The organism is Peribacillus sp. NPDC076916 (genome assembly GCF_050269675.1).
In the GTDB taxonomy this organism is placed as follows: domain Bacteria; phylum Bacillota; class Bacilli; order Bacillales; family DSM-1321; genus Peribacillus; species Peribacillus aracenensis.
This window is the reverse complement of sequence record NZ_JBNNIU010000004.1, coordinates 558,881-582,894: the sequence shown is the minus strand read 5'-3', so window position 1 is coordinate 582,894 and position 24,014 is coordinate 558,881. Positions and strand designations below refer to the sequence as shown.

The 24,014-nt window shown below is 42.3% G+C and carries 20 protein-coding genes; 16 read left to right on the top strand and 4 right to left on the bottom strand.

What is annotated here, in order from left to right; genetic code table 11:
- Positions 1–91: 91 nt before the first annotated feature.
- The 3 genes from ACQKFG_RS16555 (at position 92) to rlmN (ending at position 2,280) form a co-directional block, all read left to right on the top strand.
- Positions 92–253: a CxxH/CxxC protein gene (locus ACQKFG_RS16555; RefSeq protein WP_065310847.1), complete on the top strand. Its 162-nt coding sequence runs from the start codon at positions 92–94 to the stop codon at positions 251–253.
- Between the two features lie 387 nt (positions 254–640).
- The gene (rlmH, locus tag ACQKFG_RS16550; protein WP_349728599.1) at positions 641–1,120 is read left to right on the top strand and encodes a 23S rRNA (pseudouridine(1915)-N(3))-methyltransferase RlmH; all 480 of its coding nucleotides are present in this window, start codon (positions 641–643) and stop codon (positions 1,118–1,120) included.
- A 92-nt stretch (positions 1,121–1,212) separates the two neighbouring features.
- A complete protein-coding gene (gene rlmN, locus ACQKFG_RS16545) occupies positions 1,213–2,280 on the top strand; it encodes a 23S rRNA (adenine(2503)-C(2))-methyltransferase RlmN (RefSeq protein WP_076368486.1) in 1,068 nt (355 codons plus the stop codon).
- A 63-nt stretch (positions 2,281–2,343) separates the two neighbouring features.
- Here the strand turns inward: rlmN and ACQKFG_RS16540 are convergent, their stop codons facing one another.
- A complete protein-coding gene (locus ACQKFG_RS16540) occupies positions 2,344–2,676 on the bottom strand; it encodes a heme oxygenase (protein ID WP_063234288.1) in 333 nt (110 codons plus the stop codon).
- A gap of 296 nt (positions 2,677–2,972) precedes the next feature.
- Between ACQKFG_RS16540 and ACQKFG_RS16535 the strand changes: the two genes are divergently transcribed.
- Complete coding sequence (locus ACQKFG_RS16535; RefSeq protein ID WP_427560727.1) at positions 2,973–4,421, top strand: DEAD/DEAH box helicase; 1,449 nt, start codon at positions 2,973–2,975, stop codon at positions 4,419–4,421.
- Positions 4,422–4,700: 279 nt separating this feature from the next.
- On the top strand, positions 4,701–6,770 hold the full coding sequence (locus ACQKFG_RS16530) for a catalase (protein ID WP_427560724.1): 2,070 nt from the start codon (positions 4,701–4,703) through the stop codon (positions 6,768–6,770).
- A 63-nt stretch (positions 6,771–6,833) separates the two neighbouring features.
- Here the strand turns inward: ACQKFG_RS16530 and pepT are convergent, their stop codons facing one another.
- The 3 genes from pepT to ACQKFG_RS16515 form a co-directional block, all read right to left on the bottom strand.
- Entirely contained in the window at positions 6,834–8,069 is a 1,236-nt protein-coding gene (pepT, locus tag ACQKFG_RS16525; RefSeq protein WP_192208107.1) for a peptidase T, read from the bottom strand.
- Between the two features lie 165 nt (positions 8,070–8,234).
- A complete protein-coding gene (locus ACQKFG_RS16520; RefSeq protein WP_192207351.1) occupies positions 8,235–9,698 on the bottom strand; it encodes an alpha-amylase in 1,464 nt (487 codons plus the stop codon).
- Positions 9,699–10,054: 356 nt separating this feature from the next.
- Positions 10,055–10,333, bottom strand: coding sequence for a VTC domain-containing protein (locus tag ACQKFG_RS16515; protein ID WP_427560816.1), 279 nt, complete (start codon positions 10,331–10,333; stop codon positions 10,055–10,057).
- Between the two features lie 244 nt (positions 10,334–10,577).
- On the opposite strand from ACQKFG_RS16515, the gene ACQKFG_RS16510 reads away from it, so the two are divergent.
- The 11 genes from ACQKFG_RS16510 to ACQKFG_RS16460 all read left to right on the top strand — a co-directional run bounded on the left by ACQKFG_RS16510 (position 10,578) and on the right by ACQKFG_RS16460 (position 24,000).
- A complete protein-coding gene (locus tag ACQKFG_RS16510; RefSeq protein ID WP_427560719.1) occupies positions 10,578–11,930 on the top strand; it encodes an aspartate aminotransferase family protein in 1,353 nt (450 codons plus the stop codon).
- A gap of 7 nt (positions 11,931–11,937) precedes the next feature.
- Positions 11,938–13,446 carry a pyridoxal phosphate-dependent decarboxylase family protein gene (locus ACQKFG_RS16505; protein WP_427560717.1) on the top strand — a complete coding sequence of 503 codons (1,509 nt, stop codon included), beginning with the start codon at positions 11,938–11,940 and terminating at the stop codon, positions 13,444–13,446.
- A gap of 2 nt (positions 13,447–13,448) precedes the next feature.
- The gene (locus ACQKFG_RS16500) at positions 13,449–15,251 is read left to right on the top strand and encodes an IucA/IucC family protein (protein ID WP_427560714.1); all 1,803 of its coding nucleotides are present in this window, start codon (positions 13,449–13,451) and stop codon (positions 15,249–15,251) included.
- Positions 15,241–15,825: a GNAT family N-acetyltransferase gene (locus ACQKFG_RS16495; RefSeq protein ID WP_349728606.1), complete on the top strand. Its 585-nt coding sequence runs from the start codon at positions 15,241–15,243 to the stop codon at positions 15,823–15,825. Before ACQKFG_RS16500 ends, ACQKFG_RS16495 begins: the two co-directional genes overlap by 11 nt.
- Positions 15,800–17,128, top strand: coding sequence for a lysine N(6)-hydroxylase/L-ornithine N(5)-oxygenase family protein (locus tag ACQKFG_RS16490; RefSeq protein ID WP_427560711.1), 1,329 nt, complete (start codon positions 15,800–15,802; stop codon positions 17,126–17,128). The genes ACQKFG_RS16495 and ACQKFG_RS16490 overlap by 26 nt, the downstream gene beginning before the upstream one ends.
- A 22-nt stretch (positions 17,129–17,150) precedes the next feature.
- Positions 17,151–18,962, top strand: coding sequence for an IucA/IucC family protein (locus ACQKFG_RS16485; RefSeq protein ID WP_427560708.1), 1,812 nt, complete (start codon positions 17,151–17,153; stop codon positions 18,960–18,962).
- A 335-nt stretch (positions 18,963–19,297) separates the two neighbouring features.
- Positions 19,298–20,284: a LacI family DNA-binding transcriptional regulator gene (locus ACQKFG_RS16480; RefSeq protein WP_427560705.1), complete on the top strand. Its 987-nt coding sequence runs from the start codon at positions 19,298–19,300 to the stop codon at positions 20,282–20,284.
- Entirely contained in the window at positions 20,281–21,165 is an 885-nt protein-coding gene (gene rbsK, locus ACQKFG_RS16475) for a ribokinase (RefSeq protein WP_427560702.1), read from the top strand. Before ACQKFG_RS16480 ends, rbsK begins: the two co-directional genes overlap by 4 nt.
- Positions 21,162–21,554, top strand: coding sequence for a D-ribose pyranase (gene rbsD, locus ACQKFG_RS16470; protein ID WP_034316088.1), 393 nt, complete (start codon positions 21,162–21,164; stop codon positions 21,552–21,554). Before rbsK ends, rbsD begins: the two co-directional genes overlap by 4 nt.
- Before the next feature lie 18 nt (positions 21,555–21,572).
- Positions 21,573–23,054, top strand: coding sequence for a sugar ABC transporter ATP-binding protein (locus ACQKFG_RS16465; protein ID WP_192207344.1), 1,482 nt, complete (start codon positions 21,573–21,575; stop codon positions 23,052–23,054).
- A 1-nt stretch (position 23,055) separates the two neighbouring features.
- A complete protein-coding gene (locus ACQKFG_RS16460; RefSeq protein ID WP_192207343.1) occupies positions 23,056–24,000 on the top strand; it encodes an ABC transporter permease in 945 nt (314 codons plus the stop codon).
- Positions 24,001–24,014 lie beyond the last annotated feature (14 nt).

Sequence of the window (24,014 nt, the reverse complement as noted above, 5' to 3'; positions counted from 1 at the left end):
GATATATACTTAAATTAAAGATCTCAAGTAACTTGTGGATAATTGTGAATAGAAGTGCTGGGAATAATGAGTGGGAAAGGAGATATGAAAGATGAAATTGTATTGCTGTCAGGAACACGTGGACATGGCGCTGGATGAAGTGGTATACGAATGTGAAACTTATCCTGTTTTAACGCTGGTTCCTGAAGAAAATCAGTTATCAACAACCTGTGAATATTGTCGAAACGTGGCAATATATCTAGTAGGGAACTAATATTCCCATACAAGATGTGGATAGATTTTGTGGATATGTGGATAACTTTTGTGGATAACATGTTCGTAACCTGTTCTTAACATGTTCTTAACATTTTCCGAAGAATGAAGCGGCGGGTGGGATGGTTTAGATTCAAGCTTTTGGTTGTATGAAAATCAACATAATTCTTCATCGGATCTGAACTAAGTCCGCACGATTTCTTCAATACACATTAAAAAATAATGAAAGTTACCGTTGCCGCTTTCAGGGGCAGCGGTTTTTATTATAAAAGCATTAAAAATTGGAAAGGATATGCTTGTTTTGCTTATAGGCCACTGTAAGGTATGATAATAGGTAGGCAAATCCAACAATTGATAGTAAAAACATAATGAAAGCTAGAGGATATATATGAAAATAACGATTATTACTGTTGGCAAGCTAAAGGAAAAATACTTAAAGCAAGGAATTGCTGAATATACAAAAAGGTTAAGCGCCTATGCTAATATAGAACTTGTCGAAGTACCGGATGAAAAAGCTCCGGAGAACCTGAGTGCAGCGGACATGGACATTGTTAAGCAAAAGGAGGGTGAACGAATCCTGGCGAAAGTCAGTCCGGACACCTATGTAATTACGCTTGAGATCAATGGAAAACAGCTTACTTCAGAGCAGCTGGCCACTCATTTGGATCAGCTCGCCACCTATGGAAAGAGCAAAATTGCGTTTATTATTGGCGGGTCGCTTGGGCTTGGCACCGATGTGTTATCAAGAAGTGATTATGCCCTTTCCTTCTCGAAAATGACCTTTCCGCACCAATTAATGAAACTGGTTCTAGTGGAGCAGATATATCGGGCTTTTCGGATAAATAGAAATGAACCATATCATAAATGAACTGAACTGAACTGAACTGATTCCTGGGGAATTCCCCGTAAGGTTAATGGGATAACATATTAAATCTTAATGTAATGAAAAGAGGGTAACGAATGAATAAAGAGTCCATTTATGGTTTAACATTCGAACAATTGACAGCGTGGCTTTCGGACCATGGCCATAAAAAATTCAGAGCTTCCCAAGTCTGGGAGTGGCTTTATAGAACACGTGTGACAAGTTTCTCTGAAATGACGGATGTTAATAAAGAGTGCATAAAATTACTTGAAGAGCACTTTGTCATCCAGACTTTGACTGAGCACGTCAAGCAAGAATCAGCGGATGGCACGATCAAGTTCTTGTTTAAATTACAGGATGGAAACCTTATCGAAACGGTCATGATGAGACATAAATACGGAATATCGGTTTGTGTCACCACCCAAGTGGGCTGCAATATTGGCTGCAGTTTCTGTGCCAGTGGATTATTGGCCAAAAGCCGTGATTTATCCAGCGGGGAAATAGTGGAACAAATCATGAACGTTCAACTTCATCTGGATAAATTGGAACAAGAGGATGTTGTAAGCCATGTTGTTGTAATGGGTATTGGCGAACCGTTCGATAACTTTGAAAATATGTTGGACTTTTTGAAGGTGCTCATGGACCATAAGGGACTTGCTATAGCGGGCAGGCGCATCACTGTTTCGACGAGCGGTCTTGCCAATAAGATTTATGAATTCACAGATACCCAATTACAGGTGAATCTGGCCATCTCATTGCATGCGCCGAATAATGAGCTCAGGACACAGATCATGAAAATAAACCGAGGTATCCCGATAGAAAAATTGATGAAATCTCTTGATTATTATTTAGAGAAAACGAATAGGAGAATTACGATTGAATATATCCTATTGAAAGATGTCAATGACCACCAAGAAGAAGCCGAGCAACTCGCCACTCTTCTTGAGGACAAAAAACATCGGCTCTATGTCAACCTGATTCCATATAATCCTGTAGATGAGCATAGTCAATACCAAAGAAGTGAAAAAGAGTCCGTTCTCGCATTTTATGATACGCTGAAAAAGAGAGGCGTAAATTGTAAAATCCGCCAAGAACATGGAACGGATATTGATGCAGCTTGCGGCCAGCTTAGAAGCAAGCAAATCAAGAAAGCTGAAGCCCAGTAATTCACTAAGAGAAAACAACAAAAAGAGGCCGCATATTTTGCGGCCTCTTTTTGTGTGATTTTATTATTTAGCTATTTCCTTTACAGAGGCGACTTCATACGTTGTAAGCTCGCTGCCTAGGATTGGAGATTCTTTTTTCGCTTCACCGGAACCTGGCTCAGGCCGTTTATGTGCAGCCTTGAATGCATCGCTATTTCTCCAAGCGGTAAAGTTATCAAGGTTTTCCCAGTACATATTAACGCTCAGTTCGTCGTGGTCCGACAAATTCTGCGTTAATAATACTTCAACTTTTACGAAGCCTTCCGTAGTATCAAGTGGACCTGGTGCAGTAAATCCTGGGGCCATGACTGCACCCATCCCTTTTTTGACTCTGATTCTATTCGTTACGATTATCATAAATCAGCACTCCTTTTGGACATCAGTTTAGAAACTACACCCTATTTCGGCTTTTATACTATACATATTTTAGCATATTGAAAGAAGCAGGGTCCATTTTGATTATCTCAGATCATGATATCCTGATGACCATTGTTTTAATGAAGCCGAACGTTTCATTATATTGAAATAAGGCAATTGAATTGGGTTATTTCAAGGTTTATCGATGCATATCGCGTATAATAGAACCTTGTATAAGGAAATTACGATTATGGAAACAATAAAGCAACATACTAAACAACAAAAGAGGCTGTCATATGAATGAATTGAGTTTTACTGATTATACATTAAGCGATGAAATTGTAAGGGCATTAAAAAGCTTGGGATATCAACGTCCAACAGAAGTACAGCGTGAGGTGATACCAGTGGCACTGGAAAAAAAGGATCTTGTCGTTAAATCCCAAACGGGAAGTGGCAAGACCGCTTCATTCGGCATACCGATCTGCGAAATGGTCGATTGGGAGGAGAATAAGCCTCAGGCGCTTATTTTAACACCGACACGTGAGTTGGCTGTACAAGTAAAAGAGGATATTACGAATATAGGCAGATTTAAAAGGATAAAGGCTACTGCGGTTTATGGAAAGCATCCTTTCGCACTCCAAAAAGCGGAATTGAAACAAAAGAGCCATGTAGTCGTCGGAACCCCGGGGCGTGTCCTGGATCATATCGAGAAAGGGACATTTGCCTTGGAACGTTTAACTCATTTGGTCATTGATGAAGCCGATGAAATGCTGAATATGGGCTTCATCAAACAAGTGGAAGCCATTATTAAAGAGCTTCCGAAAGATAGAGTAACCATGCTGTTCTCTGCTACGTTACCTGAGAGTATAAAAAAGCTTTGCAAGCAATATATGAAAGATCCTTTGGATATTGAAATCAAAGCAAAGGGTGTAACGACGGAGAAAATTGAACATGCTCTTATTGAAGTGAAGGAAGACGATAAGTTTTCCCTGCTTAGAGACGTCACCATCACGGAAAACCCTGATAGCTGCATCATTTTCTGTCGGACGAAGGATAGGGTAGACCAAGTATGTGAACAGCTGATGGAACTGGAATATCCGTGTGATATGATTCACGGCGGCATGCTTCAGGAAGATCGCCTTGCAGTGATGAATGAATTCAGAAGAGGTGAATTCCGCTATTTGGTTGCGACAGATGTTGCTGCCCGTGGAATTGACATCGACAATATAACCCATGTGATTAACTATGACCTGCCAATGGAAAAAGAAAGTTATGTACATCGAACTGGAAGAACGGGCCGTGCTGGTAAAAAAGGAAAAGCCATTACTTTTGTCACGCCGTACGAAGTTAAATTCCTTGCTGAGATTCAAGAATATATCGGTTTTGAAATCCCTAAGATGACTGTTCCCTCAAAAGAGGAAGTCTCCAATAAAAAAGTGGAATTCGAAGCGAAACTGGGAGCTCGTCCAAAAATCAAAAAAGATAAAAGTGAACAGTTGAATAAACAAATCATGAAGCTGTATTTTAATGGCGGCAAGAAAAAGAAACTCAGGGCAGTAGATTTTGTCGGAACCATCGCAAAGATTGATGGAGTGAATGCAGAGGATATCGGGATCATTACGATCCAGGACAATGTGTCTTATGTGGAAATATTGAATGAAAAGGGACCGCTTGTCTTGAAAGTGATGAAAAATACGAAAGTAAAAGGGAAACTTTTGAAGGTTTCAGAGGCTTTTAAAAAGTAAGGTGTTGAATGGAAAGAAGCGGGAAGACCGAAATATCGGTCTTTCCGCTTCTTTTTTATATGTTTTTCTTTCCGTCCCCAGTGTTTCAAAACTGGGGACGGGAAGAATTCGACCTACACCAAAATAATTTTACCTACCGTGAACTTTCTTTTTCCGAATTCTGTTTATCTGTCAAAACAGAGTGGTATATGAGGAAGGATGATGCAATTATTTTGAATCAAATAAATACATACAACACGATTTAATCTGAATTCTTAGACATGGAGGGGAATGAGCGGTATGACAAAAGCAAATGAAAACGGAAGAATCGATGAGCAAAGTAAGCAGAGACAGCTGGATCAATATCGAGTGGACGATAATGGGAAAAAGATGACGACTAACCAAGGTTTGCGTATTTCCGAGGATGAGCATTCTTTAAAGGCGGGCACACGTGGTCCAACTTTGATGGAGGACTTTCATTTCCGGGAAAAAATGACTCATTTTGACCATGAGCGTATTCCTGAGCGGATTGTCCATGCCCGTGGATCTGGTGCTCATGGATATTTTCAGGTATATGAACCGATGGGAGAATATACAAAGGCCAAGTTTCTTCAAGACCCTTCAGTCAAGACACCGGTATTCGTTCGTTACTCCACGGTGGCAGGTTCCCGCGGATCGGCAGACTCGGTCCGTGATGTAAGGGGATTTTCGACAAAGTTTTATACGGAGGAAGGAAACTATGATTTGGTCGGAAATAATATTCCGGTATTTTTTATCCAGGATGCCATTAAGTTCCCGGATTTAATTCATGCGGTTAAACCGGAGCCTCATAACGAAATACCTCAGGCTGCGTCTGCCCATGATACTTTTTGGGACTTCGTCGCCAACAATGAAGAAACGGCTCATATGGTCATGTGGCATCTTTCTGATAGGGCCATACCGAGAAGTTTCCGGATGATGGAAGGGTTTGGTGTCCACACATTCCGTTTTGTAAATGAACAAGGCGTGGCCCATTTCGTTAAATTCCATTGGAAGCCTGTACTGGGAGTTAAATCCCTTGTCTGGGATGAGGCACAGAAAATTGCAGGGAAGAATCCTGACTTTCACCGCCAAGATCTTTGGGAAGCGATAGATACCGGAAATTATCCTGAATTTGAATTTGGCGTGCAAATGATTAAGGAGGAAGATGAATTCAAATTCGACTTTGATATCCTTGATCCTACTAAACTATGGCCTGAAGAACAGGTCCCGGTGAAAATAATCGGAAAAATGGTATTGAATCAAAATACGGATAACTTTTTTGCAGAGACGGAACAGATAGCATTCCATCCGGGGCATGTCGTACCGGGCATTGATTTTTCAAATGATCCTTTGCTCCAGGGACGTTTATTCTCATACACCGATACCCAGCTATCCCGATTGGGAGGACCTAATTTCCATGAGCTTCCGATTAATAGGACGGTTGCCCCCGTTCATAATAATCAGCGCGATGGCATGCACCGAATGTCAATAAATCCAGGACAGGTCAGCTACCACAAAAATTCCCTTGCAGGCAACTCCCCCGAACCTGCTTCGGAAGAGGAGGGCGGCTATGCACATTACCAGGAAAAAGTCGATGGCAGGAAGGTCCGACAACGCAGTGAAAGCTTCAAGGATCATTACAGCCAGGCTAAATTATTTTGGAATAGCATGACGGAAGTGGAGAAGGAGCATATTATTCAGGCTTTCCACTTTGAAGTGGGAAAAGTGAAAAGTAAGGACGTTCAGCAGCAAATCGTCGAGATGTTCAGCAATGTAGATGTCGAGCTAGCTAAAACGATCGCCATTGGAGTGGGCGTGAATCCTCCAGCCAATAAAAGCGAGGTCAAAATGGATTTGGCTTCTCCGGCTTTAAGCCAGGAGCAAATGAAAGTGAACACGGCCGCAACAAGGAAAGTGGCAATCTTGGCTGCAGATGGTTTCAACGGGTCAGAGGTTAATCAAGTCTTGGAATCATTTAAATCGGCAGGGATAACGGCTGAAATCATCAGTCTTAATCGTGGAGTGATTACAAGTTCTGAAGGACAGCAGGCCGAGGTGAATCAGACATTCCTGACAGCCGATTCGGTACTTTTCGATGCTGTATATGTGGCAGGAGGCCAGGAGAGTGTCGATGCTTTAAAGGCATCCAAGGAACCAATTTACTTTGTTGATGAAGCCTATAATCATTTCAAAGCGATTGGTGCAGGAAAAGAAGGTGCCGAGATCTTATCGAAGGCAGGCATCGTTTCCAATGATCCAGCTTCAGGCATTGTAGCCGTTACGGATAAGAATAGTGGTACTGCCTTTATCGAGGCAATTGCCAAGCACCGTCACTGGAATCGCGCTTAATATTGGATGAAAAACCCCCAGACTTGGAGTCGGGGGTTTTTCAATAAAGGCATTTCTATCAAGCTACTTTGCTTTTTCTTCAAAAAGCGATGCAATGCCGACGATCACCTTGGTGGCCAGGATCATATTATCGACCGAAATAAATTCATATTTACCATGAAAGTTCTCCCCGCCCGTGAAGATGTTGGGGGTTGGCAGGCCCATATACGATAATTGAGAACCGTCCGTACCACCGCGTATTGGCGAAATTTTCGGTTTTATATCGAGTTTCTCCATTGCTTCGTGGGCAATATCCACGATTTCCTTCACGGGCTCGATTTTCTCCTTCATGTTGAAGTATTGGTCGTGTAATTCAAGCTGAATACGGTTTTGCCCATATTTTTCTTTTAAATCTTCGATTACTTTTGTTATATATTCCTTGCGTTCAATGAATTTTTGGCGGTCGAAATCCCTGATGATATAAGAAAGCTTGGTCTCTTCCACATCACCGTGAAAAGAAATCAGATGATAAAATCCTTCGTAACCTTCCGTATATTCCGGTGCTTCTGCCACTGGGAGTTCATTATGGAATTCCATGGCGATTTTAGCGGAGTTGACCATTTTTCCTTTAGCCGTACCAGGGTGTATATTCGTCCCTTTGATCAGGATTTTGGCTGACGCTGCATTGAAGCTCTCATATTCAAGTTCTCCAAGTGGTCCACCATCCACGGTGTAGGCAAATTGGGCATCAAAAGCATCTACGTCAAACTTATGGGGCCCCCTGCCGATTTCCTCATCGGGAGTAAAAGCAACCCGGATTTTTCCATGCTTGATTTCCGGATGCTGGATCAAATAATCCATGGCAGTCATGATTTCAGCAATTCCAGCCTTATTATCGGCACCCAACAGGGTTGTCCCATCCGTTGTAATCAAGGTATGCCCTATATAGTTCTTAAGCGAAGGAAAATCATCAGGTGAAAGAATGACATCCAATTTTTCATGTAAAGTAAGATCGTTGCCATCATAGTTGTCAACGACTTGCGGTTTTACATCTTTTCCAGTGAAATCCGTTGCTGTATCGACATGGGCCAAGAAACCGATTGTCGGGACATCCTTATTTGAATTGGCTGGCAATGTTGCCATGACATATCCGTTCTGGTCAATTGTCACTTCCTTCATCCCAATGGATTGAAGTTCCTTGACCAATGCATTTGCCAAGGTCAACTGTCCGGGTGTAGAGGGGCATGATGGATTTTCCTCATTCGATTGGGTATCCACTTTCACATAAGAAGTGAATCTTTCAATGATTTCATTTTTCACTTTTCCTTCAACTCCTTTTTCCCTTATCTTACCATGATTGAACGGAATGGAAAAATTATCTTTCCCTATGTGAGACATACAGACTTATTTTCCAAATCTTTAACGGTGGTGTCCTCAGCAAAGAACAGCATATCCGAAATGACATGCCGTTCTTTGCTTTCCTTTTTAAAGTGGATTATTCAAGGCCCATACCGAAACGCTTTTCCCATGAACGGGGAAGGTCGCGAAACCATCTTCTTCAATGGTGATGTGGTCATCTCTATGACAAGTTAAATCACTCCAGATTTCACCAGCACGATGTTCACCGACGAACATCCTTTTTTCACTGTTGTGATCTCCATTCGAGATTATGACGGCGCACCCCGAGCCTTCTAGCTCTTCAACTCCGTGCCGGACCCAGCCTATCGTATTTGGGTCATCAAAGTAGTCCGTCTGTTCTCCATAAGCTTTTTCATATCTAGCATATAAGAGGCGATCTAGAATGTCCTTTTTTCCAGGCACCGGAGAAGGCCCGCCAATTCCATAATAGTCTCCGTAAAAGACACATGGATAACCGCAAAGTCTAAGCAAGGTAAGTGCATATGCCGATGGTTTGAACCAGTCCTTTACCCAAGATTCCAGTGATTCATGAGGCTGGGAGTCATGGTTGTCGACAAAAGTGACGGCCTGTGCCGGATTGGTTTGGACGAGGGTATCATCAAAGATGGTTGAGAGGTCGAAGTCAGTTCCTGCGTTTGAGGCCTCATGAAATTTATAATGCAGGGAAACATCGAACAAGTTGAGGTCATGCTTGGTTTGCTCTAAGTATGTTTGACAAGCTTTAACATCCGCCTTCCAAAATTCGCCGACCATGAAGAAGTGTTCCTTTGTATAAGGGATGAGCTCTTGGAGAAATTCATTGATGAATTCATAATCGATATGTTTAACGGCGTCCAAACGAAAACCATCACACTTTAACGTATCAACCATCCATTTTCCCCAGCTAATCATTTCCTGACGAACTTCCGGCAGGCTGTAATCAATGTTGGCAAACATTAAATAATCATAGTTTCCGAATTCATCGATGACATGCTGATTCCAGTGCTTGTTTTCGCCTGTGATTCGATATACACCCATTTTGTCGTTTTCGGCATCATAGTCTGTACCATTAAAATGAGTATGGTTCCACTTAAAATCAGAGTATTTATTTTTACGGCCTGGAAAATCGAATTTTGTCCAGCCTTCCATTTCAAATGGTTCTGAGATATCTTCCATACGGTTTTCTGGATTGACTTCAATCACTTCAAATTTTTCGGTTCCATCGGCTCCTGCTTTATGGTTCATGACTAAATCGATATAAACGCAAAGCCCGTAGTTATGACAGGTGGCTATTGCTTGCAGCAATTCATCTTTGGTCCCGTATTTGGTACGAACTGTACCTTTTTGGTCAAATTCCCCCAAATCGTATCCGTCGTATATTCCATATCCATTATCCCCAACGGATTGCCCTTTCGTAACTGGCGGAAGCCAAACGCAGTCAATTCCTATATCTTTCAACTTGGAGGCTGCAAATTTCAATCTCTCCCAATGTGAACCATCTGCTTCAAGATGCCACTCAAAAAATTGCATCATCGTATGATTTCTTTTCATCCGTTTCCCCCCTGACACCGACCCGTTTTTAACAAAAGTGAAACTGTACGATCGGAAAAAGTAATAATGGAAATCTTTACCCCCTAAATTCAATTGATAAACAAGTGAATAACCCTCTTGATTGAGGTTCATTTACCTCTCTATTTTACTATTTTATACCAAATAAGGGTATTTTATATTGGTTAGCAGCTAAAAATTAATAAAAAGTGGAGGAGTAACCCGGAAGAGGCCATACGCCAATTCAATAAAAAAGGTATTCTGAATATTTTGGGATACCTCAGACTATAGATAAATCGAAGAAAAGCAGTTTGCCTACCGTTTTCTTTAAAGGTTGTTTTCGCATACTTTGTTGCTATTTACCATGTAAAGCGGTGTGGTTGATTTCCCCTCCAGATGCTCGCTTTCCGCCGGGCGGTGAGCCTCCTCGGCGGAAACGCCCTGAACTTATCCCTGTGATAAAATCCCTCTGTTTTTTCCCTCAAGGTTTTATTATCAAAGTTATCGAAATAAACACTATGAATTAAATATTTCCCATCTAGCCCATGGGGATCAAGCCTCATGAAGTTTTGCAGATTTTTTCTTAATAAATGACAATCCGCTTTGGTGATTGCATGTTTGAGTTCCCGCCTTCCTATTTTCCATGATTTTTGACTGCGTTCAGCTTATAAACAGACTCTTAATAAAACCTTAAGAACATTTTTTATATTCAATAGTTAAATAGAGAATAGGTCCCAGTTTTAACCTTTTCTTTATTTTGTTGGAATTTAATAACAGAAAAATGAGTGGATTTACTCATTGAGAATAATTATCATTATCAGTAAAATGAATTCCATGATAATGATAATTATTCTCAATTAATTCAATATATGGAGGTACACTATGGTAACTAACACGCTTACAAAAAATGATCAATTACTGGAACAACAAAATACAAGGGAATCAAATGCCCGATCATATCCTAGAAGATTACCCATGGCGATCGATCAAGCGGAGGGGATTTACTTAACAGACATGGATGGAAAGCGATATATTGATTTTCTTGCGGGGGCTGGAACATTAGCGCTGGGACACAATCATCCGGCAGTGCTGGAGGCAATGGAAAAAATTCTTAAGGACAAGCGCCCTTTGCATACTTTGGACTTTACGACGCCGATCAAAGAGCGGTTCGTCGATGAAATTTTTGAATGCCTGCCTGAGGAATTCAGGAAAAATGCAAAAATTCAATTCTGTGGTCCTACTGGCGGAGACGCCATTGAGGCAGCACTTAAACTGGTAAAAACAGCGACAGGCAATAGAAGCATATTATCCTTCCAAGGTGCTTACCACGGGGCAACGCATGCAACCATGTCAATCAGCGGCAATGCAAAGCCAAAGGAAAAAATACAAGGGTTAATCCCAGATGTACAATTCCTGCCGTATCCTTATCAATATCGCTGTCCCTTTGGAATAGGCGGAGAAGAAAGCCATAAAATCAGCAGCCAGTATATCGAAAATCTATTGAACGATCCTGAGTCCGGATTATTGCCGCCTGCAGGAATGATTTTAGAGGCAGTACAAGGCGAGGGAGGCTCCATTCCAGCTCCAATTCCATGGCTTAAGGAAATCAGGAGAATAACAAAAGAAAAGGGCATTCCGCTAATTATCGACGAAGTTCAATCAGGTATCGGCCGTACAGGGAAAATGTTTGCCTTTGAACATGCAGGAATCATTCCGGATGTTCTTGTACTATCCAAAGCAATAGGCGGAAGCCTTCCATTATCGGTGGTGATTTATAACAAAGAGCTTGACCTATGGTCACCAGGTGCACATATCGGTACGTTCCGCGGAAATCAAATGGCAATGGCAGCAGGAACAGCTACTTTAAAATACATGAAAGAGACGAATCTTGTGGAGCATGCCGCTAAAATGGGAGAAATCTTAAAGGATATTCTTAAAGATTTGCAAAAAGATATTAAGCAGATCGGTGATGTCAGGGGCCGGGGATTAATGGTCGGTGTGGAAATGATCAATCCTGAAGAACCGCAAAATGCGAATGGAAGCCATCCTGCTGATTCGCAACTTGCCAGTGCCATTCAACAGGAGTGTTTTCAAAGAGGGTTGATACTGGAAGTTGGCGGCAGACATGGAAGTGTAGTGAGGTTCTTGCCTCCATTGATCGTAACGGAATCCCAGCTTCGCGAAGCCACTGCAATTTTTGAACAAGCTGTTCGTGCAGCTGTTGCAAGAGGGTGAATGATCAATGATCGAAATGATGAATAAAACGGATTTTGCTTATTCTCGATTGTTCTTGAATAACGAAGAAGGTTTCAATAACTATAGCCAGTCATTAAAAATCATTGAAAAAAAGCTGACGGACTTTTTAAAAGGGAATGATTTACCATACTCTGGGAAAAAACCGTATGAAATCGAAGCAAGATTAAACGAGCTGTCCCTTGCTTCTCTAAAAGGGAAGACAATGGAAGCGGTAGCGGATGAGTTGGCAGAGTTTGTTATTAACGACAGCATCAATGTACACAGCCCCACTTGTATCGGACATTTGCATTGCCCGACATTAATACCTGCCGTGGCTGCCGAAGTGATTATAGGTACGTTGAATCAATCCATGGATTCATGGGACCAAAGCTCGGCCGCCACCTTCGTTGAAGAGCGTTTAATAGATTGGCTGTGCAGCCAGGTGGGGTTACCTGAACAAGCGGATGGGATTTTCACAAGCGGTGGAACCCAATCTAATTATATGGGACTGCTATTGGCGAGGGACGCTTATTGTAAGCGTTTCTGGGGTGTGGATGTTCAGCAGCAAGGTTTGCCAGTCGAGGCGAAAAAATTGCGGATCTTATGTTCCGAGGCTGCACACTTTACGGTCCGTAAATCAGCGGCACAGCTGGGGCTTGGTGAACAGGCTGTAGTCACGATTAAAACGGATTCAAATCACCGTCTGTCCATAGATGAATTAAATCATCAAATGTCGATTTTAGAGGAACAGGGTTTACTGCCATTTGCCATCGTTGCAACTTGTGGAACAACGGATTTCGGTTCAATCGATCCATTACACGAATTGTCCGAAGTGGCAAGGAAGAATGGAATATGGCTGCATGTGGACGCTGCATATGGAGGCGCGATGATTTTAAGTAAGGATTACAAAGAGTTAATCAGCGGAATGGAACGGGCCGACTCGATTACGGTTGATTTTCACAAATTATTCTATCAACCCATCAGTTGTGGTGCTTTTCTTGTCTCTGACAGCAACTCATTTCAATATATCCAGCATCACGCCGATTACTTGAATCCTCAGGAAGATGAAGCCGAGGGCATGGTTCACTTAGTCAATAAATCGGTTCAAACGACGAGAAGGTTCGACGCATTGAAACTCTGGATGTCATTGAAGGTCGTTGGACTGGATACCTTTGCCGAAATGATCGACTATACTTGTCATCTTGCACGTGAAGTGGCAGCGAAGATCGATAAGCAGGAAGGGTTCACAGTATTAAATAAAGAACCTGAATTGAATGCGGTTGTATTCCGTTATAATCCCGAGGGAGAAAGTGATCAGTTAGTAAATCTATTAAATAAACAGGTTCAGCAAGAATTACTGAAAAGCGGACGGGCATTTTTAGCAAAAACGCGTTTTGACGGACAGGTATATTTAAAAATGACACTATTGAATCCAATGACAAGCCTTGAACACATAGAGGGAATTTTAGACGAAATCCGAGTATTAGGTGAAATGTTCAAGATAATGGAGGAATGAAGATGAATGGTAAGCAAATAGCTGAAAGGGCGACAATGCAAAGCTTTCTGAATTGTTATTTCCGGGAAACCGGAAATTTCAGTTTAGAAGAAACGAAAAACTGGCCGAATTTGGATGGGGCGACCCCGGATTCATTAGTAGTCGGTAAGCTCATGTCCCAAGATATTGCATTGCTTGTTCCCCTTAAATATTGGTCGGAAACGGGGCGTCATATTTTCAACTTCCCGATTTACTATCAGACGGCATCCAAGCAAGTACATGAATTAGATTACGTGACAATGGTCTCGATCGTTTCTAAAGAATTATTAAATGAGCAGGGCCGGAGCGATAGTGAAGATGAATTGATGCTGCGTGTCATCCTAAGCAGCCAAAATATTCAACGGTATGTTGAAGCAAGGACGGAAGATATTGATGCACTTCAAAATCCTGATTTCACCTACATCGAAGCAGAGCAGTCACTTTTATTCGGGCACCTGTTCCACCCGACGCCGAAAAGCAAGCAGGGCATTTCAGAAAAGGAAGAATGGATCTATTCACCCGAATTAAAAGGGGAGTTTCAGCTGCACTACTTCCTGGCAGAACCTTCGATTGTCATCCAGGATTCCAGTGAAGTCCGATCGGCAAGTGAGATCATTAAACAGGAATTAGCCGGTGACTTGGAGATTTCCAGTGAATTCAGAGGCACGTATTGCAAAAAGGAAAGCAAATTCATCATCATCCCGGCACATCCGCTCCAGGCAAAAGTGCTTATCGAAAAAGAAGAGGTCAAGAGGCAGATCGAGCAAGGGACACTAGTTTATGCAGGACCGCTTGGGAAAAAATTCACGGCCACCTCTTCCTTTAGAACGGTATATAATGCCACATCGAGATATATGTACAAATTTTCCGTTCCGGTTAAAATCACTAATTCCTTACGTGCAAATCTGCAAAAAGAATTGGATCGCGGTGTGGAAATTGCTAAATTAATAGATTCTAAAGTGGGCGACGATCTAAAAGAACGGCATCCCTCCTTCCGTATCATCAAGGACCCGGCTTACCTAACGATCAAAACAACCGAGCAAGAATCGGGATTCGATGTCGATATCAGGGAAAACCCTTTTTATGAAAACGATAAACAAGCAAGCCTGCTTGCCGGCTTATGTCAGGATAATGCCTATGGTGCACCATCAAGGCTTGGAGCGATCATCCGCAAATTATCAGCTGAAGAAAACCGCAGTACCGAAGAAGTAAGTAAGGATTGGTTCAAAACCTATCTGTCAATGACATTAAAACCGATGCTTTGGCTTTTTGAAGAGTATGGGATTGTTTTGGAAGCCCATCAACAAAACTCCATCATTCAACTTCAAGATGGTTATCCAGCCACTTTTTACTATCGGGATAATCAAGGGTATTACTATTGTGAGTCCAAAGTGGACAGGCTGCTGAAGATCTTGCCTGAACTAAGTGAAAAAAGCTTCACGATTTGTTCTGATGAAATCGCTGAAGAAAGACTGCAATACTATTTCTTTTTTAATCACTTATTAGGCTTAATCAATAATTTTGGTACGGAAGGATTAGTATCAGAGAACAAACTGTTACAGCTCGTTCAGGAACAACTGGAAACATGCAGCAGGGAAAGCGAAGATGAAGGGATGAAACGAGTTGTTTCAAAGTTGCTTCATGCCCGTGAATCATCGTGTAAGGCTAATTTACTGACACGATTCCATGATATGGATGAGCTTGTTGGTTCATTAGAGACACAATCCGTTTATACAACGATTGATAATCCGTTTGCGCAGGGGGTTATGGCCGTCCATGAAAAATAGTTATGAAGAAATGCTGAAGGACCGCAATCAACAGCTTTCATTTGTCAAAGTTGAATTTGAGAGGGATTTGGATACATTGCATAAATGGATGCATGAAGGTCATGTGATACCCTACTGGAATTTGAATTTCACAAAAGAAAAATTCGCCGTTCATTTAAAAAAGGCATTGGCTGATACACATCAAACACTCTATTTAGGCTGTCTGGACTCCATTCCCATGAGCTATTGGGAATCGTATTGGGTAAAAGGCGATATCATCGAAGATTATTATGAATCCGAAGAGGGAGATCAAGGCATACATTTACTCATAGGTGATCCGGAATATCTAGGAAAAGGACTGGCTTTACCATTTTTACGTGCAATGGTGAAATACCAATTGCTTTCTTCGAATACAAAAAAAGTGATGGCTGAACCGGATATTCGAAATGCAAAGATGATTTACTTATTTGAAAAGTGCGGGTTTACCCCAATTAAAGAAATTGAGCTCCCTGATAAAACAGCATTACTTATGTCATGTACACGGGAGAACTTCGAGAGGAAGTGGAAGTATGGAGAAGCAACAATCTATTTATGACCTGGTAGGGATTGGGATAGGCCCCTTTAACCTTGGACTTGCGGCCCTTTTGGAGAAAACCCCGGAGCTGAATGCCGTCTTTTTTGAGAAAAAGCGGGAATTTAATTGGCATGAAGGGATGCTGTTGGAAGGGACAACTTTACAGGTACCTTTCTTTGCCGATCTAGTTAGCATGGCAGATGTGACAAGCCCATATAGTTACCTGAATTATTTACAGCAGCATGATCGGCTTTATCATTTCTACTTTCTTGAAAAATTCTTGATTCCACGAAAAGAATATAACGACTATTGCCGCTGGACTGCCCATCAACTTGATAGCTGCCGTTTTGGAAAAGCGGTGGAGGCGGTTGAATATATAGGGGATCAAGGTGAACCCTGCTATCAAATCAGTGTAAGGGATGCACAAACACAAAAAATCGAAGTCTATTATAGCCGCCATGTAGTCATGGGAATTGGCAGCGCCCCGATTGTTCCATCGGCCTTTCATCCATATTTGGGAGAGAGCATCCTGCATTCGGCCGATTATTTACGGAATAAAGCAAATGTCTTAAAGAAAAAATCCATAACGGTTGTCGGGTCTGGACAGAGTGCAGCAGAGGTCTTTCTGGATCTGCTAAATGAGCAGGAAGAAAATGGCTACCAGCTAAACTGGTATACAAGATCCAAGGGGTTTTTCCCTATGGAATATTCTAAACTCGGTTTGGAATACTTCACTCCGGATTACCTTGATTTCTTTTATCGGCTGCCACAGGAAAAGAAGGATGAAATCCTGCCGAAACAGGATTTATTGTATAAAGGGATCAGTGCTACGACAATTGCAGCAATTTTTGACAAAATGTATGAAAAATCGATTGGAAATGCCGAACTTTCCATCGAACTTCGGGCCATGACGGAAGTCGCGGCCGTTACCCCCGCCGAAGATGGCTGGAGTTTGAAATGCCGACAGTGGGTAGAAGATAGCGAATTTGATGTGGACACAGAGGCGATCGTTTTTGGAACGGGCTATAAATCAACCCTCCCGGCATTCCTTGAAACCATGGAGGACCATTTAGTCCGCGATGATTTAGGGCGTCTTGCAATAACGAAAGACTATCGGGTAGGAACGGACATCCCTACACTGAATCACCTTTTCATTCAAAATGGCGAGATACATACACATGGTGTGGGTGCTCCGGATCTAGGCTTGGGAGCATTCCGAAATTCGATTATCATCAATCAATTGGCAGGTAAAGAAGTTTATCCATCCGAGCCAAAGGGTGCATTTCAGTCATTCCGTGTAAAAACACCTGTCATGGCTTACTAAGAGAAGGGAAGGGGAGAATTATATGCAGTTCATAAATGAGGTGGAACAGGCGGTTTCAGAAAACAATTGGTCGATAGTAAACCAAAACCTGCTGGCCAAGATGATTTCTGAGTATATGTATGAAGATATGATCCATCCAGCTATTCTGAACGAAAATGCAACGGGAAACCTATATGAGTTAAAAATAAATGAGGGGAAATCTTATCAATTTTTGGCATCGCCCCGTCTTTTTGACAGCTATGAAGTACAGGGCGAGTCGATCCAGGTATGTGAAAAGGAAGGCTTTACACAGGCCAATGATGCCATTCAATTCATTTTAGACATCCAGCCATTAATTGGGATGACTGCAGAAACTACAGGACATTTAATCAAGGAATTCCATCATACGCTGCTTGCGGATCTCCAATTGCTATCCAAACCTGAACAAGATGCAGATGATTTAGTCGAACTGGATTATGCATTACTTGAAGGAGAAATGAGCGGTCACCCTTGGATTGCTTATAACAAGGGAAGAATCGGTTTCGGTTATGATGATTATTTGAAGTTCGCTCCAGAAAACCAGAAGGAAGTTCAGTTATCTTGGATTGCCGTCCATAAAACGAGGGGTGAGTTCAATTCAGTCGAAACGTTATCCTATAAGCAATTGATGGAGAATGAACTGGATGGGGAAACCCAAAAATCATTTGCAAAGATATTGACGGAAAAAGGGCTGAACGCAGAAAACTATTACTACCTCCCAGTCCATGAATGGCAGTGGAAGAATGTAATCATCCAGAACTTTACCGATGACTTGGCCAAAGGGCTGATAGTAGCTTTGGGAAATGGTCCTGATAAGTATCTGCCGCAACAATCCATCCGTACATTCGTTAATGTATCGAATAAGGATAAACACCACGTCAAACTGCCGATGAGCATTTTAAATACGCTGGTCTACCGTGGATTGCCAGCTGAACGCACGGTCATTGCCCCAAAAATCACAACGTATATAAAGAACATTTATGAAAATGATTCATTCTTGAAAGAACAATGCAAAGTAGTGCTTCCTGGTGAAGTGGCCAGTTTAAATGTTGATCACCCGTATTATTCCAAACTAGAGAATGTACCCTATCAATATTTAGAGATGCTGGGTGGAATTTGGAGAGAAAGTATATACACTTATATGGAAGATGGCGAAAAGCCCATTACGCTTGCGTCCCTTTTACATGTGGACAGCAAAGGGAAACCATATGTAGAAAGCCTTATTGAAAAATCGGGATTGACTGCAGAAGCCTGGACAGCTCAATTATTCGACGTCATCCTATCACCATTACTACATTTTATCTATCAATATGGATTGGTCTTCTCGCCGCATGGTCAAAATACCATTTTAGTTTTGAAGGATTACAAGCCTCACCGTTTGGCCATCAAGGATTTTGTGGATGATGTGAATGTCAGTGATCGGCCGCTTCCTGAATTAAGCAAGCTTCCTGATGATTTAAGGAAAGTACTAAGAAGTGAGACTCCCGAGGGGCTGGTTCAATTCATTTTCACGGGACTATTCATCTGTCATTTCCGATACTTGTCAACACTCCTGATGAAGAGGTCCCTTTTGGATGAGAATGCTTTTTGGGAAGGCGTAGCTCAAACAATCCTTACGCATCAGAAAAAATTCCCTATGTTACAGGATCGTTTCGATACTTTCAATTTCTTTGCGCCAAAATTAACGAAACTCTGCCTGAATAGAAATCGGATGCTTCAATATGGATATAGCGATGGTGAAGACCGTCCGCATGCATCTGAATTCGGGCATGTGAATAATGCCCTTTATGAAAAGTTACCTGCAAAAACGCTATAAAATTAAACTGGCTCAGACTTTTTGGGCCAGTTTTCTTTTGGCTTTTACAAATTGACCGTTGATTTCCGCTCTAGGCACTCGATTTCCATGGCGGAGCCCGCGGTGTCTCCCCAGACGCACTTTTCCTGCAGGAGTCTCGTACACCTGTTCCAATCAACTTTGTTATAAAGTTTATAAAGCGGTAATGGTTAATAAAATATACGCATAAATAAGATTATGTTATCCTATTTGGTTCTAATTACCTAAAAATTATCTTCGGAATAGGGCTTGCCGTTCATATAATTTGGTGATAAGCTATGTGTAAACGGTTACACAAAATTATTGAGGGTGATATATTGGCAACTATTCGGGATGTGGCAAAGGAAGCTGGGGTTTCTGTGGCAACGGTTTCCAGAGTTATGAATGGCAGTGGTTATGCACATGAGGACACAAAAAAGGTGGTCATGGCAGCTGTTGAAAAATTAAATTATAAACCGAATGAAGTGGCAAGATCCCTTTACAAACGTAAATCCAAATTGGTTGGTTTGATTTTGCCGGACATTACGAATCCCTTCTTCCCAGAAATGGCAAGGGGTGTCGAGGATTATCTGCAGCAATTTGGATATCGGTTAATTTTTGGAAATAGTGATGAAAAGAGAGATAAAGAAATAGAATATATTGACACTTTTCTGCAAAATAATGTAGTGGGCATGATTGCTTCCACTAGTGAAGAAGCCAATGAAAATTTCGATAATCTGGATATTCCAGTAGTCCTTCTCGACCGTACGGGAGAGAAATTACCAGCTGTTTATTCCGATCAAAAAACAGGCGGTAAACTGGCAGCACGCGTATTGCTGGATAGAGGCAGTACGAATATCGTCCTCATTAGGGGGCCAGTAGAAATAAAGCCTGTATATGAACGGTACATGGCAGCACTGGAGGAATTAAAACAAGCAAAAGTGAACGTGCAAGTCATGGATTCATCCCTAACACTTCAGGGCGGCCAAACTTGCGTGAAGCAGCTGTTCGAGAAATATCCGGAAACTGATGGAATCATTGCTTGTAATGATATTGTTGCAGCTGCCGCACTTCAAGAGATTTTAAAACGGGGAATACGAATACCGGAAGACATACAATTGATCGGCTATGATGATATCTCCTTCACGGCGTTATTGCACCCACCGTTATCGACAATTCGGCAGCCAGCCTATGAGATGGGGGCACAAGCGGCAGAAATGCTAATTAAAAAGATCGATCAAGAAAAAGTGGAAGTAACACATAAAAAGCTCCCTGTTTCTTTTGTGGAGAGACAAACAACGAGAAGGAAGGCGGAGAAGACATGATTAGAATTGCAGTAGTGGGAAGTTCTTCAATGGATTTAGTGGTGACATCGACTAAGAGGCCAATGGCCGGGGAAACGGTTTTAGGAGAGTCATTTATCACGGTCCCTGGAGGAAAGGGAGCCAATCAGGCTGTTGCAGCGGCACGTCTTGGTGCAGAAGTGTCAATGGTTGGATGTGTAGGGGATGATGTCTATGGAGAGATCATCTTAGAAAACCTGAAAAAAAATCATGTAAATACGGAGTATGTGGAACCGGTTACAGGTTCCGCTTCCGGGACAGCACACATTACCCTTTCGGAAGGTGATAACAGCATTATTGTTGTTAAAGGTGCGAATGATTTCATTACTCCCGAATATGTACAAAAGGCGAAAAAGGTGATAGAGGAATCGGATATCGTGATGGTTCAGCAGGAAATACCAGAGGAAACCGTGGAATATCTGGCTGAAATGTGCAACAGGCTTCAAATGAGATTACTATTGAACCCAGCTCCCGCCCGCAAGCTAAGCGAGGCTGTCATTCAGCAGGCGTCATTCCTTACTCCGAATGAACATGAATTCGAGATTCTATTCAATGGGAGAGATAGAACGAAAGTCTTGACTGAGTATCCCAATAAATTATTCATTACCGAAGGAAAAAATGGCGTCCGTTATTTTGACGGACATGAAGAAAAGGTTGTTCCAAGCTTTGAAGTCGAAGCGGTGGATACAACAGGCGCAGGGGATACATTCAATGCTGCCTTTGCCGTGGCGGTTGCAGAAGGAAAAAGTTTTGACGAATGTTTGTCATTCGCGAACCGGGCAGCCTCCATTTCCGTGACGAAGTTAGGCGCTCAAGGTGGCATGCCGCAAAGATTAGAGGTCGAGAGGGGCTTTGAAGCATGAAACGACAAGGAATCATCAACAGTTCAATAGCCAAGGTCCTGGTTGACCTTGGTCATACCGATTATATTGTCGTAGGTGATGCCGGGCTGCCGGTACCACCGGGAGTTTGCAAGATAGACTTAGCATTGACGCCTGGAACACCATCATTTCAAGATGTCGTCCGGGCGGTTCACGAAGATATGGTTGTTGAAAAAGTTATCGCTGCCACAGAAGTGAAGGTTAAAAACCCTGAACAGCATCAATACATGGAGCAGCAATTCGGAGCAGCGATTGAATATGTTTCCCATGAGGATTTTAAAAGGCTGACAAGTAACGCGAAAGCAATAATCCGGACCGGGGAGACGACGCCATATTCAAATTGCATATTGCAGTCTGGAGTATTCTTTTAAAGAAATGAGATGATGAGCATGCAAATCGAAATGCACAATATTTATAAAGCATTTGGTCAAAACAAGGTATTGGAAGGTGTTCATTTTTCTTTAGAGGCTGGGGAAGTACATGCACTAATGGGGGAAAATGGAGCGGGGAAATCAACCTTGATGAACATTTTGACCGGGCTGCACAAACAAGATCAAGGAACGATTGAGATTAACGGTAAAGAAACCTCATTCAAGGATTCAAAGGAAGCGGAAGAGGCGGGAATGGCCTTTATCCGTCAAGAATTGAATATTTGGCCGGAAATGACTGTGCTTGAGAATCTCTTTATCGGCAGGGAAATGGTGAATGCCTTCGGTGTCCTGAAGACGAAGCAAATGAAAGCGCGTGCAAACGAGATTTTTAAAACACTTAATATTTCCCTTCCTTTTGATAAGGAAGCCGGACTTTGTTCTGTCGGGGAACAGCAAATGATTGAAATTGCCAAGGCGCTCATGACGGATGCCGAAGTCATCATCATGGACGAGCCCACAGCCGCTTTAACTGATAGAGAAATAGAGAAGCTCTTTGAAGTGATGAAGGGACTTACCAAAAAGGGAGTATCGCTTGTTTATATTTCTCACCGAATGGAAGAAATATTCGCCATTTGTGACAGGATCACCGTAATGCGTGACGGTAAAACAGTCGATACGAAAAGAATTGCAGATACAAATTTCGATGAAGTCGTTCAGAAAATGGTCGGGCGGGAGCTGGAGGATCGGTTTCCTCATCGTGAAGCGAATGCTGGAGACATAGTCCTTGATGTAAAAGGTTTAACTAAAAAGGGGCTTTTTGAAGATATCCATTTCTCGGTTCGGCAAGGTGAGATTGTCGGTGTAGCCGGATTAATGGGAGCAGGCAGAACAGAAATAATGCGCGCCCTATTTGGTGTCGATCAAATAGACAGTGGTGAAATTACCATTGAGGGCAAAAAAGTTTCCATACGGAAACCAACTGATGCAGTTCGGCACGGCCTGGCTTTCATTACGGAAAATCGTAAAGAAGAGGGGTTAATCCTGGACTTTTCTGTAAGGGAAAATATCGGCTTGCCGAATCTCAAGAGTTTTGCTCCTGGCGGAATCGTAAAAACGGAAGATGAGATGAACTTTGCCGAAATGATGATTAAGCGACTTCATGTGAAGACATCTTCTGCCGAAACGGTCATCGGCAATCTATCCGGAGGAAATCAACAGAAGGTGGTAATAGCCAAGTGGATCGGCACTTCCCCTAAAGTTTTAATCATGGATGAACCGACCCGGGGCATAGATGTTGGTGCGAAACGTGAAATTTATGAATTGATGAATGAATTGACGGAGCGGGGCATAGCCATCATCATGGTTTCGTCAGAACTTCCCGAAATCATTGGAATGAGTGATAGAATCCTTGTGGTTCACGAAGGTGAAATTGCTGGGGAATTGTTAAAGCAGGAAGCGACACAAGAAAAAATTATGGCTCTGGCGACAGGAGGGAACTAGGATGAAACTTGAGGCTACAGGGAAAAGCGGGATCTGGCAGAAATTTGGTCCGTTACTCGCCCTGGTACTTTTATTTATCGTAATAACCGTTTTAAATCCATCATTCATGGAACCGAATAATATTTTGAATTTATTGCGTCAAACCTCCATCAATGCACTTATTGCATTTGGAATGACTTTTATCATATTGACAGGTGGCATCGACTTGTCCGTCGGTTCCATTTTAGCTCTATCCAGCGCACTTATGGCTGGTATGATGGTCTCGGGATTAGATCCGATTTTAGCTATACTAGTAGGGATTCTACTAGGTGCAATAATGGGTGTAATCAATGGGATTCTCGTTTCAAAGGGAAAAATGGCCCCTTTCATCGTGACACTGGCAACCATGACGATTTTCCGGGGATTAACGCTTGTGTATACAGATGGAAAGCCGATTACTGGAATCGGTGATTCTGAAATGTTCCAGATGCTTGGGAGAGGTTACTTCCTGGGACTGCCAGTACCTGCCGTGGTGATGGTCATCGCTTTCTTGATCCTATGGTTCCTGCTTCATAAAACATCCTTTGGCCGTAAAACATATGCCATTGGGGGAAATGAAAAGGCTTCCCGTATTTCAGGGATTAAAGTTGACCGAGTCAAGGTGGCCATATATGGTCTGGCCGGTACGATGGCGGCAATCGCTGGTGCCATTTTAACATCCCGTCTGAATTCGGCACAGCCGACTGCAGGCCAATCCTATGAAATGGATGCCATTGCAGCCGTGGTGCTAGGCGGAACGAGCCTTTCAGGCGGTAAAGGGCGGTTGTTCGGTACGCTGGTGGGTGTCCTGATCATCGGTACCTTGAATAACGGCATGAATTTACTTGGTGTATCCTCTTTCTACCAGCAAGTGGTAAAGGGTGCAGTTATATTAATCGCGGTCTTACTTGACCGTAAAAAATCATAAGAAGAGGTGTAATC

What these genes read in the sequence shown, in the direction of transcription:
- ACQKFG_RS16555 (WP_065310847.1), top strand. Translation starts at nt 92, where the DNA reads ATGAAATTGTATTGCTGTCAGGAACACGTGGACATGGCGCTGGATGAA.
- rlmH (WP_349728599.1), top strand. Translation starts at nt 641, where the DNA reads ATGAAAATAACGATTATTACTGTTGGCAAGCTAAAGGAAAAATACTTA.
- rlmN (WP_076368486.1), top strand. Translation starts at nt 1,213, where the DNA reads ATGAATAAAGAGTCCATTTATGGTTTAACATTCGAACAATTGACAGCG.
- ACQKFG_RS16540 (WP_063234288.1), bottom strand. Translation starts at nt 2,676, where the DNA reads ATGATAATCGTAACGAATAGAATCAGAGTCAAAAAAGGGATGGGTGCA.
- ACQKFG_RS16535 (WP_427560727.1), top strand. Translation starts at nt 2,973, where the DNA reads ATGAATGAATTGAGTTTTACTGATTATACATTAAGCGATGAAATTGTA.
- ACQKFG_RS16530 (WP_427560724.1), top strand. Translation starts at nt 4,701, where the DNA reads ATGACAAAAGCAAATGAAAACGGAAGAATCGATGAGCAAAGTAAGCAG.
- ACQKFG_RS16520 (WP_192207351.1), bottom strand. Translation starts at nt 9,698, where the DNA reads ATGAAAAGAAATCATACGATGATGCAATTTTTTGAGTGGCATCTTGAA.
- ACQKFG_RS16510 (WP_427560719.1), top strand. Translation starts at nt 10,578, where the DNA reads ATGGTAACTAACACGCTTACAAAAAATGATCAATTACTGGAACAACAA.
- ACQKFG_RS16505 (WP_427560717.1), top strand. Translation starts at nt 11,938, where the DNA reads ATGATCGAAATGATGAATAAAACGGATTTTGCTTATTCTCGATTGTTC.
- ACQKFG_RS16500 (WP_427560714.1), top strand. Translation starts at nt 13,449, where the DNA reads ATGAATGGTAAGCAAATAGCTGAAAGGGCGACAATGCAAAGCTTTCTG.
- ACQKFG_RS16495 (WP_349728606.1), top strand. Translation starts at nt 15,241, where the DNA reads ATGAAAAATAGTTATGAAGAAATGCTGAAGGACCGCAATCAACAGCTT.
- ACQKFG_RS16490 (WP_427560711.1), top strand. Translation starts at nt 15,800, where the DNA reads ATGGAGAAGCAACAATCTATTTATGACCTGGTAGGGATTGGGATAGGC.
- ACQKFG_RS16485 (WP_427560708.1), top strand. Translation starts at nt 17,151, where the DNA reads ATGCAGTTCATAAATGAGGTGGAACAGGCGGTTTCAGAAAACAATTGG.
- rbsK (WP_427560702.1), top strand. Translation starts at nt 20,281, where the DNA reads ATGATTAGAATTGCAGTAGTGGGAAGTTCTTCAATGGATTTAGTGGTG.
- rbsD (WP_034316088.1), top strand. Translation starts at nt 21,162, where the DNA reads ATGAAACGACAAGGAATCATCAACAGTTCAATAGCCAAGGTCCTGGTT.
- ACQKFG_RS16465 (WP_192207344.1), top strand. Translation starts at nt 21,573, where the DNA reads ATGCAAATCGAAATGCACAATATTTATAAAGCATTTGGTCAAAACAAG.
- ACQKFG_RS16460 (WP_192207343.1), top strand. Translation starts at nt 23,056, where the DNA reads ATGAAACTTGAGGCTACAGGGAAAAGCGGGATCTGGCAGAAATTTGGT.